Below are 14,288 nucleotides of genomic sequence, written 5' to 3'. Positions count from 1 at the left end.
GCGGATGCGGCATCACCGCATCCGGACCAACGGCTTAAGCTGTGACATGAGCGACGGGCCGATGCCGCTGACGGCGTCCAGTTCGTCCAGCGAGCCAAACGGGCCGTTGGCGTTCCGGAACTCCACGATCCGGGCCGAGAGGGCTGGACCGATTCCCGGCAGCTCCTGGAGTTCGGCCTCGCTGGCGGTATTAATGTTCAGGGGTTGGCCGGACGCCGGCTGCGGTGCTCCGGCACCATCCGCGCCGGGCGCCGGAACGGTGCCTGCCGCGAGTTCGTCCCGGGTCGGCAGGTAGAGCTGCTGGCCGTCCTGCAAGGGTGCTGCCAGGTTCACCGCGGAGGCGACGGCGTCCGGGGTGAGGCCGCCGGCCGAGCGGACCGCATCCCCTGCCCGGGCACCCGGGCCGAAATGGTAGACGCCGGGTTCCCGTACTGCGCCGGCGACGTGGACGACGAGCGTGGGGGCCGTGCTGGCCGTGTCCTGGGTCGAAGCCGCGGAGGCGGCGTTACCGGCGGTCTCCGGGGAGGATGGTGTGGCCGTGACCCCGTCGGTGGTGCCTGGCGAGGGCTGGATGCTTCCGGTGGCGGAGCTGGGGTCCATGTCCACGGCGCCGATCCGTTCGCCGGAGCCCTGCGGCGGGTTGAAGAGCAGGCTTGCTGCTATCCAGATGACCGCGGTGAACAACAGGCACATGATGGCCCCACGCCCCAGGCGGAACCGGAAACGGACGCCGCCGTCCCGCTCCCCGCCGCGCGGTTCCTCGGAACGTGATTCCCACCGGTGTCGGACCATGCTGCCAGCGTAGGAAGTCGAGCATGCCGCGGCCCGGGCGGGCACGCCGCTGTGGACAAGGACCCCGCAGCCGCGACCTGTGGAGGCCTCGCGCGGGAACCGAGGGCGGTGAAGGGCTAGGTGCCGCTCTCTGCGTCGCCGGGTTCTGGCCCGGGCCGGCCCGGCGAGGCCTCCGCGGGCGACCCGTCGCCAGCGGTGTCGTCGTCGATCGGCAGCGGTGCAACCACCACGGCCAGGACGCCGGCGCCGGCATGGGCGGCCAGGACCGAGGGCAGCGGTTCGCAGAGGACCTCGCCCTCACTCGAGCTTTCGAGTTCGGCCCGCAGCTCCTCGGCCTGGTCGGGATTGCCGAAGTAGTGCACAGCCATCCGGGCTCCGGCCGGTGCCTGGTCGGCGGCTTCGCGGGAGATCTCCACGAGCCGGGCCAGGGCACGTGGCATGGTCCGGACCTTTTCCCGGACGCCGATGCGCCCCTCTTGGATCGCCAGCAGCGGTTTGACGGAGAGCAGGGTTCCGAACATGCTGGCGGCGGTGCCGATCCGGCCCCCCTTGCGCAGTTGCTCCAGGCTGGGGACGACGAAACAGATGCCGTAGCCGCCGGCTCGTCCTGCGGCGGATTCCACATCGGCGGCGGGCCGGCCGGCTTCGGCGGCCAGGACGGCGTCCATGACGGCCAGTCCCTGGGCCAGGCCCACCGTGCGGGTGTCGACGACGGTGACCGGGATCTGGACCTGTTCCGCCGCCCAGCGGGCCGCCTCGACGGTGCCGGAGAGGTCCTTGGACAGGTGCAGCGAGTAGACCTGCTCGAACCCGGCGGCGGCCAGCGATTCGTAGGCCCGCTGGAATGCTCCGGGGGCCGGCCGGGATGTCTTCACCGGGGCTCCGGTGGCCAGGGCCATGGCCAGTGCCGTCCCGACGTCGTCGAGTCCCTCGGTGTAGATCTGTCCGTCGATCATGACCGGCATGGGCAGGACCCGCAGGTACTCCGCGTGGGCGGCGGCCCAGTCCGCCGGGATCGCCGCTGCCGTATCCGTGACGACGGCGATCCTGGGGCCGGGTGCCCGGTGCCGCCGCTCGCGGGGCAGCAACCGGTCCAGGAAGCCCACGGCCCGGTCGGGGCGGGCCTCCGCCGGGGTGCCGCGACGCTGGGCTGGAACCATGTCCCTACCCTAGGTGGCGGGGACGAGGTTCACGAGCTTCGGGGCGCGGACGACCACGGTGCGCAGCTCACGGCCATCCAGGGCCCGTTGGACGGGCTCGGAGGCCAGCGCGAGTTCGCGCAGTTCGTCCTCGCCGATGTCGGCGGGAACGGTGAGACGGTCCCTGACCTTGCCCTTTACCTGGACGATCGCGACGACGGTGTCCTGGACCAGCAGATCGGGATCGACGGCCGGCCACCCGGCGTTGGCGACGGAGGGCTCGTGGCCGAGCCGTTCCCACATGTCCTCGGCCGTGTACGGGGCAAAAAGGCTCAGGACGACGGCGACGGCTTCGGTGGCCTCGCGGACCGCGGGGTCGGCGGCACCGGGGCCGGAGTCGATTGCCTTGCGAGTGGCGTTGACCAGCTCCATGAGCTTGGCCACGACGACGTTGAACTTGCCGGCATCCAGCAGTTCGGCGGCTTCGGCGACGGTCCGGTGGACCACGGTGCGCAGCCCCCGGTCCCCCGAGGTGGTTGACGTTCCCACGGGGCTGGCCACGTCCTGGGACAGGCGCCAGGCCCGGGCGAGGAACTTGCCGGCCGCCGCCGGCGAGACATCGGCCCAGTCGACGTCGTCCTCGGGCGGTGAGGCGAAGACCATGGTCAGGCGGACGGCATCGACGCCGAAGCGGTCCAGCTGCTCGCCGAGGTCCACTCCGTTGCCCAGCGATTTGCTCATGGCCTTGCCGCCGTTGAGGACCTGCCCCTGGTTCAGCAGGGCGGAGAACGGCTCGGTGGCACTGATCAGGCCCAGGTCGTGGATGACCTTGGTGAAGAACCGCGCGTAGAGCAGGTGCAGGATCGCGTGCTCGACGCCGCCGACGTACTGTCCGACGGGCATCCAGTTCCGCGCGGCCTCGGGGTCGAAGGGGCCCTCGGTGTAGTGCGGGGAGACGAAGCGCAGGAAGTACCAGGAGGAGTCGACGAAGGTGTCCATGGTGTCCGTGTCGCGCTGGGCGGGCCCTCCGCACGTCGGGCACGTGGTGTTCACCCAGTCGGTGGCGGAGGCCAGCGGGGAGGTGCCCTTCGGGGCCAGGGCCTCGCCACGGAGGTTGTCGGGGAGGCGTACCGGCAACTGGTCGTCGGGGACCGGGACCTCGCCGCAGTCCGGGCAGTGGATGATCGGGATCGGCGTGCCCCAGAAGCGCTGGCGTGAGAGCAGCCAGTCGCGCAGCCGGTAGTTCACGGTGTGGCGTCCGGTTCCGGCGGCCTCGACGATCTCGGTGGCGCGGGCGATGGCGCGGGCCTTGTCGAGTCCGTCCAATTCCCCGGAGTTGACCAGGGTGCCTTCGCCGTTGGTGGCGACGCCGCTGGTCGCGGGGTCCTCTTCGCCCGTGTCGACCACGACGCGGACGGGCAGGTCGAAGGTGCGGGCGAAATCGAGGTCGCGCTGGTCGTGGGCGGGCACGGCCATGATGGCGCCGGTGCCGTACTCGGCCAGCACGTAGTCCGCGGCCCAGACGGGCAGGCGGGCGCCGGTCAACGGGTTGAGCGCATACCGGCCCAGGAAGACGCCGGTCTTGGTTCGTTCGGTGGACTGCCGCTCGATCTCCGAGAGCGCCTTGACCTGCTCCTGGTAGGCGTCCAGGGCCTGGCGCTGTTCCGGGGCGACGAGCTCGTCGGCGAGGGCCGCATCGGCGGCGATGACGAAGAACGTGGCCCCGTGCAGGGTGTCCGGGCGGGTGGTGAAGACGGTGACCTTGCGCTCGTCCGCGGAGCCGGCCAGCGGCTCGATGGCGAAGTCGACGTGGGCTCCCTCGGACCGGCCGATCCAGTTGCGCTGCATCGCCAGGACGCGTTCGGGCCAGTGGCCCTTCAGCGACTCCATGTCGTCCAGGAGACGGTCCGCGTAGTCGGTGATCTTGAAGTACCACTGGTTCAGCGATTTCTTGGTCACCGGGGTGCCGCACCGCTCGCAGGTGCCGTTGACAACCTGCTCGTTGGCCAGCACGGTCTGGTCCTTCGGGCACCAGTTCACCGGGTGGTCCTTGCGGTAGGCCAGGCCCTTCTCGTGGAAGCGCTTGAACAGCCACTGCGTCCAGCGGTAGTACTCGGGATCGGAGGTGTGCAGGCGGCGGGACCAGTCGGCGCTGATGGCGTAGCGCTTGAACGAGGCGGCCTGGGTGTCGATGTTGGCGTAGGTCCACTCGGCGGGGTGGGCGTTGCGCTTGATCGCGGCGTTCTCGGCGGGCAGGCCAAAGGAATCCCAGCCGATGGGATGGAGCACGTCGTATCCGAGCTGCCGCCAGTAGCGTGCCACGACGTCGCCCATGGCGAAGGCCTCGGCATGGCCCATGTGCAGGTCACCGGACGGATAGGGGAACATGTCCAGGACGTAGCGGCGTTCGGCCGATCCGTCGTCCTTCGGGGTGAAGACCCCCAGTTCCTCCCACACGGGCTCCCACCGGGCTTCAAGGTCGCTGAAGCTGTAGCTGGTGCCGGTATCCGGGGTTCCGGGTGCCTCTGTGCTCACGATGTGTTCGCCTTCTGGTTGTGCCGAAGTTGTGGGTCATGCAGTTCCGGCGTCCACCGCCGGCCCACCCAGGGCCGGTCGCGGAAGCCGAACACGAAAAAGCCCCTTGGCATGCAAGGGGCAGCCGGGGAGGTGTTCCCGGCTAGGCAAGACGTAGGACTGCTGACATGCGGCCAGTCTACAGCACGCCCGGGCCCCGCCACCGCAGGGTGACGGGGCCCGGAAGGGTGCTGCCGGGAACCTACTGCACGTCCTCGTCGACCCAGTCGAAGGTCTTGGTGACGGCCTTCTTCCACAGCCGCAGCTGGCGCTCGCGCTCCTCGCGGGCCATGATCGGTTCCCACCGGGTGTCCTCGGCCCATTTGCTGCGCAGTTCGTCGAGGTCCTTCCAGAACCCCACGGCCAGTCCGGCGGCGTAGGCGGCACCCAGCGCCGTCGTCTCGGTGATTTCCGGGCGGACGACCGGGACGCCGATGACATCGGCCTGGAACTGCATGAGCCCGGCGTTGGCGACCATTCCGCCGTCGACCCGCAGTTCCGTCAGCGGCACCCCGGCGTCGGCGTTCACGGCGTCGAGGACCTCGCGGGTCTGGAAGGCGGTGGCCTCCAGGGCCGCCCGGGCGATATGGGAGCGGTTGGCGAAGCGGGTCAGGCCCACGATCGCCCCGCGGGCGTCGGGCCTCCAATACGGGGCGAACAACCCGGAGAAGGCCGGCACGATGTAGACGCCTCCGTTGTCCTCCGCCTTCGCCGCCAGCTCCTCGACCTCGGCGGCGGAGGAGATCATCCCGATGTTGTCGCGCAGCCACTGCACCAGCGAGCCGGCGACGGCGATCGAGCCCTCCAGGGCATAGACGGGTTTCCCGTCGCCGAGCTGGTAGGCCACCGTGGTCAGCAGGCCGTTGCTGGACTTCACGACCTCCTCGCCGGTGTTGAAGATCAGGAAGCAGCCGGTCCCGTAGGTGTTCTTGGCCTCGCCCGCGGAGAACGCCGCCTGGCCGAAGGTGGCTGCCTGCTGGTCCCCGAGGATGCCGGCGACGGGCACTTCCCGCAGCAGCTGCCGGGTGTGCACGGTGCCGTAGACCTCGGAGGAGGACTTGATCTCGGGCATCATCGAGAAGGGGACGCCGAAGTCCGCGAGGATGTCCTCGTCCCAGGCGAGCTTCTCGAGGTCCATGAACAGCGTGCGGGAGGCGTTGGTGACGTCGGTGATGTGGATGCCTCCGTCGGTGCCGCCGGTGAGGTTCCAGATCACCCAGGTATCGGTGTTGCCGAAGAGCAGGTCCCCCGCCTCGGCGCGTTCGCGCACCCCCTCGACGTTGTCCAGGATCCACTTGACCTTGGTGCCCGAGAAGTACGGGGCCAGCGGCAGGCCCACCCGGTCCTTGTACCGGTCGCCGCCGCCCTCGGCGGAGAGTTCCTCGACGATGTTCTGGGTCCGGGTGTCCTGCCAGACGATGGCGTTGTAGACCGGCTTGCCGGTGTTCTTGTCCCAGACGACGGTGGTCTCGCGTTGGTTGGTGATGCCGACCGCGGCGATGTCGTGCCGGGTCAGGTTGGCCTTGGACAGGGCGCTGCCGACGACTTCGCGGACGTTGGTCCAGATCTCCTCGGCGTCGTGTTCGACCCACCCGGCCTTGGGGAAGATCTGTTCGTGTTCCTTCTGGCCGACGGAGACGATGCCGCCGTCGTGGTCGAAGATGATGGCACGCGAGCTGGTCGTGCCCTGGTCGATGGCGATGATGTGCTGGGGCATGGGGTGTTCCCTTCGAAGTACCGGTGGCTGGTGGTGGTCCTGCTATGTCGCGCATCACACGTTCCGGCTCCTGCGAGTCTAGGACATGGTGCGGGGACGGGGAGGCGCGGGGTCAGAAGAGGGCTGCGGCCGACAGGCCGCCGATGGCGCCGCCGAGCAGCGGCCCGACGACAGGGACCCAGGCATATCCCCAGTCGCTGCTGCCCTTGCCCTGGATGGGCAGGACCGCGTGGGCGATCCGGGGGCCGAGGTCGCGGGTGGGGTTGATCGCGTAGCCGGTGGGCCCGCCCAGCGATGCGCCGATGCCGACCACCAGCAGTGCCACCGCCAGCGGGCCGAGGCCGTGGGGGGTCTTGCCGAAGCCGGCGATGACGAAGACCAGGACGAAGGTTGCGATCGCCTCGGTGAGCAGGTTCCAGAACTTTCCCGGGATGGCGGGACCGGTGGAGAAGACACCGAGTTTGGTGGCCGGGTCGGGTTCGGCGTTGAAGTGCTGCCGGTAGGACAGCCAGCACAGGACGGCCCCGAGGAAGGCGCCGACGAGCTGTGCGGCGAAGTAGCCCAGGGTGGTGATGAGGGTCTTGTCGACGCCGGGGGCGTACTCGGGGATATCGGGGTTCACCAGCAGGCCGATGGTCACCGCGGGGTTCAGGTGGGCCCCGGAAGCGGCGGCCACCCAGACGCCGGCGAAGACGCCCAGGCCCCAGCCGAAGTTCACCATGAGGGTGCCGCCGCCCAGGCCCTTCGAGCCGGCGAGGGAGACGTTGGCGACGACTCCCCCGCCCAGGAGCAGCAACATCATGGTGCCGAGCATCTCGGCGCTGAAGACTTCCAGTGGCATCAAGGACTTCCTTGTCGATTGAAGTGGTCGGGGCGGTGGTTGGCCCGCCCCGCGTGCACCGGGCCGGCGGCGGCCGCCGACCCGGGAATCGTGGGGGCCGGAACGTGCCGTGGGCGCGTTCCGGCCGGCCGGGTCCTAGACCCGGGTGTGGCCGAACACCACGCCGTGCTCCTCGGTGAGGACGCGCCGGGTGTGCCCGCGTTCGGCTGCCGTGCGTTCGGCGTCCCATCCCAGGACCGGGGCCAGCAGCCGGGCGCATTCGGCGATGAGCTCTTCGGTGACCAGACCGCGGAAGGCCAGCGAGGTCCTGCGGATGAACACGTCGACCAGGCGTCCGACCTGTTCGGTGCGGCCCATGTGCGCCAGTTCGCCGGTGCCGAGTTCGGCGCAGTGCTCCAGCGGGGCGTCGGCGCCGGTCGCTGCGAGCACCTCGTCCGCGCGGGTGCCGTAGCGCTCCAGCAGCACGGCGAGGCGCTCCCGGCCGGCCCGGTCGGTCCGCGCGGAGATCCAGCGCTCCCGGTCGACCGCGGTGCGCGGGTAGCCCACACCCCCGCCGATCGCCAGCGTCCGCGTGTCCGGCCCGGCCGGCCGGCCCAGAGCCTGCAGGACCTCGACCCCGAGGTGCTCGGCCAGGGCGCGGAAGGTTGTCCACTTCCCGCCGACCAGGCTGAGCACGGTGGTGCCGCCGGCGCCGTGGCGCTGTTCGATCCGGTAGTCGCGCGAGACGAAGCCCGGCTGGGTGTCGTCGTGGCGCGGCAGCGGCCGGACTCCGGAGAACCGGTAGACGATCTCGTCACGGGAGACGGCGACCCCGGGGAAGACGTGGCCGATGAGCTCGAAGAAGTAGTCGACCTCCGCGTCGGTGCACCGGGCCGGTTCATCCATGTCCGCCTCGAGGTCGGTGGTGCCGACCAGGACCCGGTCCCCCATGGGGTAGACCAGCACGATCCGGCCGTCGCTGTGCTCGAAGAAGATCTCGCGGCCGCCGCAGGCGGCGAGCAGTTCCGGGCTGTCCAGGACGATGTGCGAACCCTTCGTCCCGCCCATGAACCGGCTGTCCTGCCCCAGCGCCTCGTTGGTCGCATCGACCCAGGCACCGGTGGCGTTGACGATGACCGGTGCGGCGACGTCGAATTCCTCCCCGGTGAGCTCATCGCGCAGCCGGGCCACGCCGTCGTGCTCGGAGACGAGGGAGAGGTAGTTGCAGGCCCGCGCTTCCGGGTTGGCGGCCAGGCCGTCGTGCAGCACGTCCAGGGTCAGCCGCTCCGGGTTGTGGACGGAGGCGTCGAAGTAGGTGGCGGCGTACTTCACGTCCGGGCGCAGGGCCGGCAGCTCGGCCAGGGCGCGGCGGCGGCCGTGGAAGCGGTGCCGTTCGGTGAGGCGTCCGGAGCCGGCGAACGCGTCGTACATCATCAGGCCCGCCTTGATCAGCAGGGCGCCGCGTTCCTGGGGTTTGCCGTTGCGGTGGGTGAGGAAGCGGGCCGGGGCGCTGAGGATGCCGGAGAAGGTGGAGAAGATGGGGATGGTGGTGCGCAGCGGTTTGACGTAGTGCGGGGCGATGGCCAGCAGCGTGTTGCGTTCCTGGACGGATTCGCGCACCAGGCGGAATTCGCCGTTCTCCAGGTAGCGAATGCCGCCGTGGATCATGTGCGAGGACGCACCCGAGGCGCCCTGGCAGTAGTCGCCGCGTTCGATCAGGGCGACGTCGATGCCCTGCAGGGCGAGGTAGCGGAAGGTCGCGACGCCGTTGATGCCGCCACCGACGATGAGGACCTGGGCGTGGGGGCGGTCGCGGAGGCCGGCGACGGCGGGACGGGTGGCTTGCGTGGATGGCACTCGGATCGGTCCTTTGCTGCGAGGTGGTGCTGGTGCGCCCGGTATCGGGCTACCGCCAAGTAGTCTGGTGAGTGCGGAACATTACAGTCAATTGGACTGCACATATGTGCAGAAAGGCAGGAGGACCATGGGCCGTGGCGGCGATCACGACGACTGGACCGGGACGAACGGTGAACCAAATGTGCAGGGCGCCCGCCATCACGGCGCCGACCGGCGCGAACGCGACGCCCTGCGCGCGGCCCAGCTCTACTACGTCCAGGACCTGACCATGGAGGCCATCGCCCGGGACCTGGGCGTTTCGCGCTCGACGGTCTCGCGGCTGCTCTCCCTGGCCAAGCGGACCGGGCTGGTGAAGATCGAGCTGGACCCTCCGCGCGGCCGGGCGACGTCCCTGGTCCGGGACCTGGAGGACCGGTACGGGGTACGGGCCCAGGTGGTCCCCACCGACGGGTCGCTCAGCGAGGCCGAGGTCCTGGAACGGGTCGCCGCGCACGCCGCCCACGTGGTGCAGCCGCTGATCTCCTCCGGCATGACCGTCGGTCTGGCATGGGGTTCGACGCTGAGCGCGCTGAGCAAGCACCTGGTGCACAAGCCGACCCACGACACCGTGTTCGTCCAGCTCAACGGGGCCGCCAACCCGCTGACGACCGGGATCTCCTACGCCAGCGACATCCTGTTCAGGTTCGGCACGGCCTTCACCGCCCGCGTGGAGCAGTTCCCGGTCCCCGCCTTCTTCGACCGGGCCGAAACCCGGGCCGCCATGTGGCAGGAGCGCTCGGTGATCCGCGTCCTGGACACCCACCGCAAGATCCGCCTGGCGGTCTTCGGCCTGGGCTCGATCGACTCGGCGGTGCCCAGCCAGATCTACCGCGGCGGCTATGTCAGTACCCAGGAGGCCCGGGCCCTGCGCGAGCAGGGGGTCGTCGGGGACGTGGCCACGGTGTTCTACCGCAGCGACGGCAGCGACGACGACATCGCGATGAACGACCGCTCCACGGGCCCGCGGCTGGCCGACCTGCGGCGGATCCCGCAACGCCTGGCCGTGGTGGCCGGACGCGGGAAGCTCGCCGCACTGCGCGGCGCGCTGGAGGGCCGGCTGATGACCGACCTGGTCGTCGACGAGGGCACGGCCTGGCGTCTGCTGCGCTGAAGCGTGGACGGCCGGACCGATAAGCTCGACCCATGAGCGACTACCCCGCCTACCGCACGCCCTGGACCACCAGCCACCGGCACCTCGGCTCCGACCTGCGCGTCAGGACCTACCCGGCGCAGGGGCCGTCGCGCGGCACGATCCTGGCCATCCACGGCTTCCGCGGAGACCACCACGGCCTGGACCTGCTGGTCCGCCACCTGCCCGGCTACACGATCGTGGTCCCGGACCTGCCCGGTTTCGGGGACTCCACCGCGTTCACCACCGCCCGGCACGACGCGGCCACCTACGCCACCGTGATCGAGGCGCTGCGCACCGACCTGGGCCTGCCGGACACGGCGACCCTGCTGGGGCACTCGTTCGGATCCATCGTCGCGGCACAATATGCAGCAGCGCATCCGGGCGCCTTCGCACACCTGGTGCTGGTCAACCCGATCTGCGAACCGGCCCTGGAAGGACGCCAGGCGGTGTTCTCCCGCCTCGCCGCCGGCTACTACGCCGCCGGCCGGATGCTCCCCGGGCCGCTCGGGTTGGCGGTGCTGCGCAGCCGGCTCGTCGTGGACATCATGTCCACTGCCATGGGGACCTCCGGGGACCCGGCGACGCAGGCCTACGTGGTGGACCAGCACCGGCGCTACTTCAGCGGGTTCGCCAACCGGGCCATCCTGCAGGAGGCCTTTGCCTCCTCGATCCGCGACACGGTGCGCGACGTCGCCCCGGCCATCCGCACCCCGACGCTGCTCGTCGTCGGCGAACTCGACGACCTGGGCTCCGTTCCCGGACAGTACTCCCTCGCGGCCCTGTTCGCGCAGGCGAACATCGAGGTGCTCGCCGGCGTCGGCCACCTCATCCACTACGAACGCCCGGGGACCACGGCCCGGCTCGTCGACGCGTTCCTGGCCGCTGAACCGGCCGGCTGAACTGGGTGCTAGAGCAGGCCCTGCTGGTCCACCCGCACCCCGACCACCGGGTCCCGGTTCGCCGAGGACCGGGCCTTGACCCGTCGCAACTCGGCGGTCACCTGGGCGCCGTCGACATAGGGGAAGAACAGCAGCCAGCGGTGCACCCCGTCCTCCTCGATCACCGGACCGGTCAGCCGGGCTGCCTCGGGCAGTTCCAGCGCCTGGGCGAAGGCATCGGCGGCCGCGGCCGGTCCGGTCAACGCCGCGGTCCGTACCGCCGGCGGCAGCCCCAGCTCCCGGCGCAACCCCAGCTCGTGTTCGGCGAATCCCGCCGGATCCCAGCGCACCAGCGCCCGGACCGGGTCCGACTCCCCCGCCGCGACGACCACGACTCCCCCGTCACGGGACGGCCGGGCCAACGCGGCGGCACCGAGCCAGCGGTGCAGCACCTCCTCGCCGGTGCGCAGCTCGTCGCGGGCCAGCATGCGGTCCCCGTCCAGCAGCAGGACCGCCGCGTAGCCGCCCTCGGCAACGGGTTCGGCTCCGGGGGTCGCCACCACCAGCGCCGGGGAGGCGGGCACGCTGCGGCGCGGGTGCTCCCCCGTGGCGCTGATGACCGGGACCTTCGGGAAGGCCCGGCCCAATTCCTCCGCGGTGCGGTCCGCCCCGATCGCCGCAGCCCGCAGCCGGTGGCCCCCGCAGATCTGGCAGGTCCAGTTCGGCGCCTGCCGGCCGCACCAGCGGCAGCTGGGCACGGCGCCGGCGTGATCGAGCGCGAGCGGGCCGGAGCATTCGGTGCAGCGGGCCGGTTCGCGGCAGCGTTCGCACCGCACGGCCGGCAGGAAGCCGGTCCGGGCCACCTGGACCAGCACCGGTCCGCGTTCCAGGGCCCGGGCCGCGGTGGCCCAGGCGATGCGCGGCAGCCGCGCCGCATGCAGCACGGGATCGCGTTCCTGCTCGAACGAATCGGAACTGGCCACCACCCGCGCCGCGTTGGACCGCAGCAGGGCACGCGGGGCGGCAAGCTCGGGGGCCCATCCGGTCAGGACGAGCCGCTGGGCCTCGGCGCTGCGGGACTGCCCGGCCAGCAGCAGGGCGCAGCCGACCAGCTGGGCGCGCAGCAGCAGCACCTCGCGCACGTGCTGGTAAGGGGCCCGCGGTTCGGCGTGGCTGGAATCCTGGTCCTCCCACAGCACCACCAGGCCCAGGTCGTGCACGGGGGCGTACGCGGCCGAGCGGGTCCCGACCACCACCCGCGCCTGCCCGCGGGCCACGCGCAGGAACTGCCGGTAGCGCGGGGTCGCCCCGTCCTCGGCGCTGAGCCGGGCCACGTCCGCCTCCCCCAGCGCGGCGACCAGCCCCGCGGTGGCGCGGTCGAGGTCGCGGGCATCGGGCACCACGACCACGGCCCCGCGCCCGGACCGGCGGCAGGCTGCCACGGCTTCGACCAGCAGGGCCGGCCAGCCCCCGGCCTGGTTCGGGACCACGGTGGCCACCGCCCGCGGGGAGCCCCCGGAGGCGAGGGACTGCAGGTAGCCGGTGCCGCCGTCGTACTGTCCCAGGCACGACGGCGGTGCACTGGCTCCGCCGTCGGCGCTGCTGGGCTCGGGCGCACTGCTCCCGCCGGCGGCGCCGGGCTCCTGCGGGGCGGGGTCCCCCGCGGTGGGCTCGGCCTCGACGCGGGCCATGCGCGGGGGGATGGCCGAGCGGATGACATCGGGCACGGTGCCGGCGTAGCGGGCGGCGACGGCCTGGCAGAGGGCCAGCACGTCCTCGCGCAGCACGACCTCGGTGGAGATGACCTTGCCCAGCGGCTGCAGCTTCACCCCGGCCTCGGTGTCGGCGAGCCGCTCGACGAGGTAGCCGGAGAGCTCCTGGCCGCCGAACCGGGCCCTGATCCTGACGCCGGGGATGGCGTCGGCGTCCAGCTCGGCGGGCACCAGGTAGTCGTAGAACCGGTCCAGGTGGGGCACCTGCGTCTCGAGCAGTACCCGGGCCACCGGCAGCGTCGCGGCGGCGGTGATGCCGCCGGGTGCCGGGCCGCGCAGGTCGAATCCCTGCAGCAGCGTGGGCTGCCCGGGTTCGTCCGCGGACCGGTCCACCGGGGCCCTCCTGGGGGTTGTGGGGCTAGAGGTTGAAGTAGCTGCGCAGCGCCGCGACGCGGGTGGTCTGCTCCCAGGTGAATCCGGGCTCCTCGCGGCCGAAGTGGCCGTGGGCTGCGGTGCGCTGGTAGATGGGCCGCTTGAGGTCCAGGTCCTCGATGATGCCCAGCGGGCGCAGGTCGAAGACCTCGTGGATGGCGTCGGCGATCCGGGCCGGGTCCACGGTTTCGGTGCCGAACGTCTCGACGTAGAGCCCGACCGGTCGGGCGACGCCGATCGCGTAGGCCACCTGGATCTCGGCCCGGCGGGCCAGTCCCGCGGCGACGACGTTCTTGGCGATCCAGCGCATGGCGTAGGCGGCCGAGCGGTCGACCTTGGAGGGGTCCTTGCCGGAGAACGCGCCGCCGCCGTGGCGGGCGAAGCCGCCGTAGGTGTCCACGATGATCTTGCGTCCGGTCAGCCCGGCGTCGCCGACGGGTCCGCCGATGATGAACGGGCCGGAGGGGTTCAGGATGATGCGGGTGTTGGAGGTGTCCAGTTCGGTGCCGGCCAGCACGGGCTTGACGACCAGGTCCAGCAGGTCGCCGCGCAGCTGGTCCAGGTCCAGTTCGCGGGCGTGCTGGGCGGAGACGACGATGGTCTCCACCGACACTGGCGTGTTCCCGTCGTAGCCGATGGTGACCTGGGTCTTGCCGTCCGGGCGCAGCAGCGGCTGCGATCCGTCCTTGCGGACCTGGGTGAGCTTTTCGGACAGCCGCTGGGCCAGCCAGATGGGGGTGGGCATCAGCACGGGGGTCTCGTCGGAGGCGTAGCCGAACATGATGCCCTGGTCGCCGGCGCCCTGCGCGTCACGCGGGTCCAGTCCGGTGCCTTCGCGCATCTCCCAGGAGTTGAACACGCCGTCGGCGATCTCCTGGGACTGCTGGCCGATGGAGACGGAGACGCCGCAGCGGGCGCCGTCGAAGCCGTTGGCGGAGGAGTCGTAGCCGATGTCCAGGATGGTCTGGCGGACCAGCTGCGGGATCTCGACGTATCCGGCGGTGGTGACCTCCCCGGCGACGTGCACCAGCCCGGTGGTGGTCAGGGTTTCCACGGCCACCCGCGAATTCGGGTCCTGCGCGAGCATGGCGTCGAGGATGGCGTCGCTGATCTGGTCGCAGATCTTGTCGGGATGGCCCTCGGTCACCGATTCGGAGCTGAACAGACGCAGGGCGGGGTTCGGGGAAGTCACCCGT

10 protein-coding genes are annotated in these 14,288 nt (G+C 71.2%); 2 read left to right on the top strand and 8 right to left on the bottom strand.

The window, feature by feature from the left end:
• Positions 1-12 precede the first annotated feature (12 nt).
• From AB8M85_RS12810 to AB8M85_RS12785, 6 genes are all read right to left on the bottom strand, one after another.
• A complete protein-coding gene (locus AB8M85_RS12810; RefSeq protein WP_372699214.1) occupies positions 13-792 on the bottom strand; it encodes a helix-hairpin-helix domain-containing protein in 780 nt (259 codons plus the stop codon).
• A gap of 116 nt (positions 793-908) precedes the next feature.
• Complete coding sequence (locus AB8M85_RS12805) at positions 909-1,952, bottom strand: DegV family protein (RefSeq protein ID WP_372699213.1); 1,044 nt, start codon at positions 1,950-1,952, stop codon at positions 909-911.
• 9 nt (positions 1,953-1,961) lie between these two features.
• Positions 1,962-4,469 carry a leucine--tRNA ligase gene (leuS, locus tag AB8M85_RS12800; RefSeq protein WP_372699324.1) on the bottom strand — a complete coding sequence of 836 codons (2,508 nt, stop codon included), beginning with the start codon at positions 4,467-4,469 and terminating at the stop codon, positions 1,962-1,964.
• 238 nt (positions 4,470-4,707) lie between these two features.
• Entirely contained in the window at positions 4,708-6,222 is a 1,515-nt protein-coding gene (gene glpK, locus AB8M85_RS12795) for a glycerol kinase GlpK (RefSeq protein ID WP_372699212.1), read from the bottom strand.
• A 112-nt stretch (positions 6,223-6,334) separates the two neighbouring features.
• Complete coding sequence (locus AB8M85_RS12790; RefSeq protein WP_372699211.1) at positions 6,335-7,063, bottom strand: MIP/aquaporin family protein; 729 nt, start codon at positions 7,061-7,063, stop codon at positions 6,335-6,337.
• A 135-nt stretch (positions 7,064-7,198) separates the two neighbouring features.
• Entirely contained in the window at positions 7,199-8,899 is a 1,701-nt protein-coding gene (locus AB8M85_RS12785; RefSeq protein ID WP_372699210.1) for an FAD-dependent oxidoreductase, read from the bottom strand.
• 127 nt (positions 8,900-9,026) lie between these two features.
• Between AB8M85_RS12785 and AB8M85_RS12780 the strand changes: the two genes are divergently transcribed.
• Positions 9,027-10,049 (top strand): sugar-binding transcriptional regulator, encoded by a 1,023-nt coding sequence (locus AB8M85_RS12780; protein ID WP_372699209.1) that lies wholly within the window; start codon positions 9,027-9,029, stop codon positions 10,047-10,049.
• A 32-nt stretch (positions 10,050-10,081) separates the two neighbouring features.
• Positions 10,082-10,969 carry an alpha/beta fold hydrolase gene (locus AB8M85_RS12775; RefSeq protein WP_372699208.1) on the top strand — a complete coding sequence of 296 codons (888 nt, stop codon included), beginning with the start codon at positions 10,082-10,084 and terminating at the stop codon, positions 10,967-10,969.
• An 8-nt stretch (positions 10,970-10,977) separates the two neighbouring features.
• Here AB8M85_RS12775 and AB8M85_RS12770 read toward each other — a convergent pair whose 3' ends face one another.
• Positions 10,978-13,053 (bottom strand): primosomal protein N', encoded by a 2,076-nt coding sequence (locus AB8M85_RS12770; RefSeq protein ID WP_372699207.1) that lies wholly within the window; start codon positions 13,051-13,053, stop codon positions 10,978-10,980.
• Between the two features lie 25 nt (positions 13,054-13,078).
• Entirely contained in the window at positions 13,079-14,284 is a 1,206-nt protein-coding gene (gene metK / locus AB8M85_RS12765; RefSeq protein WP_372699206.1) for a methionine adenosyltransferase, read from the bottom strand.
• Positions 14,285-14,288 lie beyond the last annotated feature (4 nt).

The organism is Arthrobacter sp. JSM 101049, assembly GCF_041679245.1.
GTDB lineage: Bacteria > Actinomycetota > Actinomycetes > Actinomycetales > Micrococcaceae > Arthrobacter_H.
The sequence above is the reverse complement of the archived record's forward strand: the minus strand, read 5'-3'. Positions and strand labels throughout refer to the sequence as shown.

Bases quoted from the DNA above. Each gene is read 5' to 3' on its own strand.
- AB8M85_RS12810 (WP_372699214.1), bottom strand. From the start codon at position 792: ATGGTCCGACACCGGTGGGAATCACGTTCCGAGGAACCGCGCGGCGGG.
- AB8M85_RS12805 (WP_372699213.1), bottom strand. From the start codon at position 1,952: ATGGTTCCAGCCCAGCGTCGCGGCACCCCGGCGGAGGCCCGCCCCGAC.
- glpK (WP_372699212.1), bottom strand. From the start codon at position 6,222: ATGCCCCAGCACATCATCGCCATCGACCAGGGCACGACCAGCTCGCGT.
- AB8M85_RS12790 (WP_372699211.1), bottom strand. From the start codon at position 7,063: ATGCCACTGGAAGTCTTCAGCGCCGAGATGCTCGGCACCATGATGTTG.
- AB8M85_RS12780 (WP_372699209.1), top strand. From the start codon at position 9,027: ATGGGCCGTGGCGGCGATCACGACGACTGGACCGGGACGAACGGTGAA.
- AB8M85_RS12775 (WP_372699208.1), top strand. From the start codon at position 10,082: ATGAGCGACTACCCCGCCTACCGCACGCCCTGGACCACCAGCCACCGG.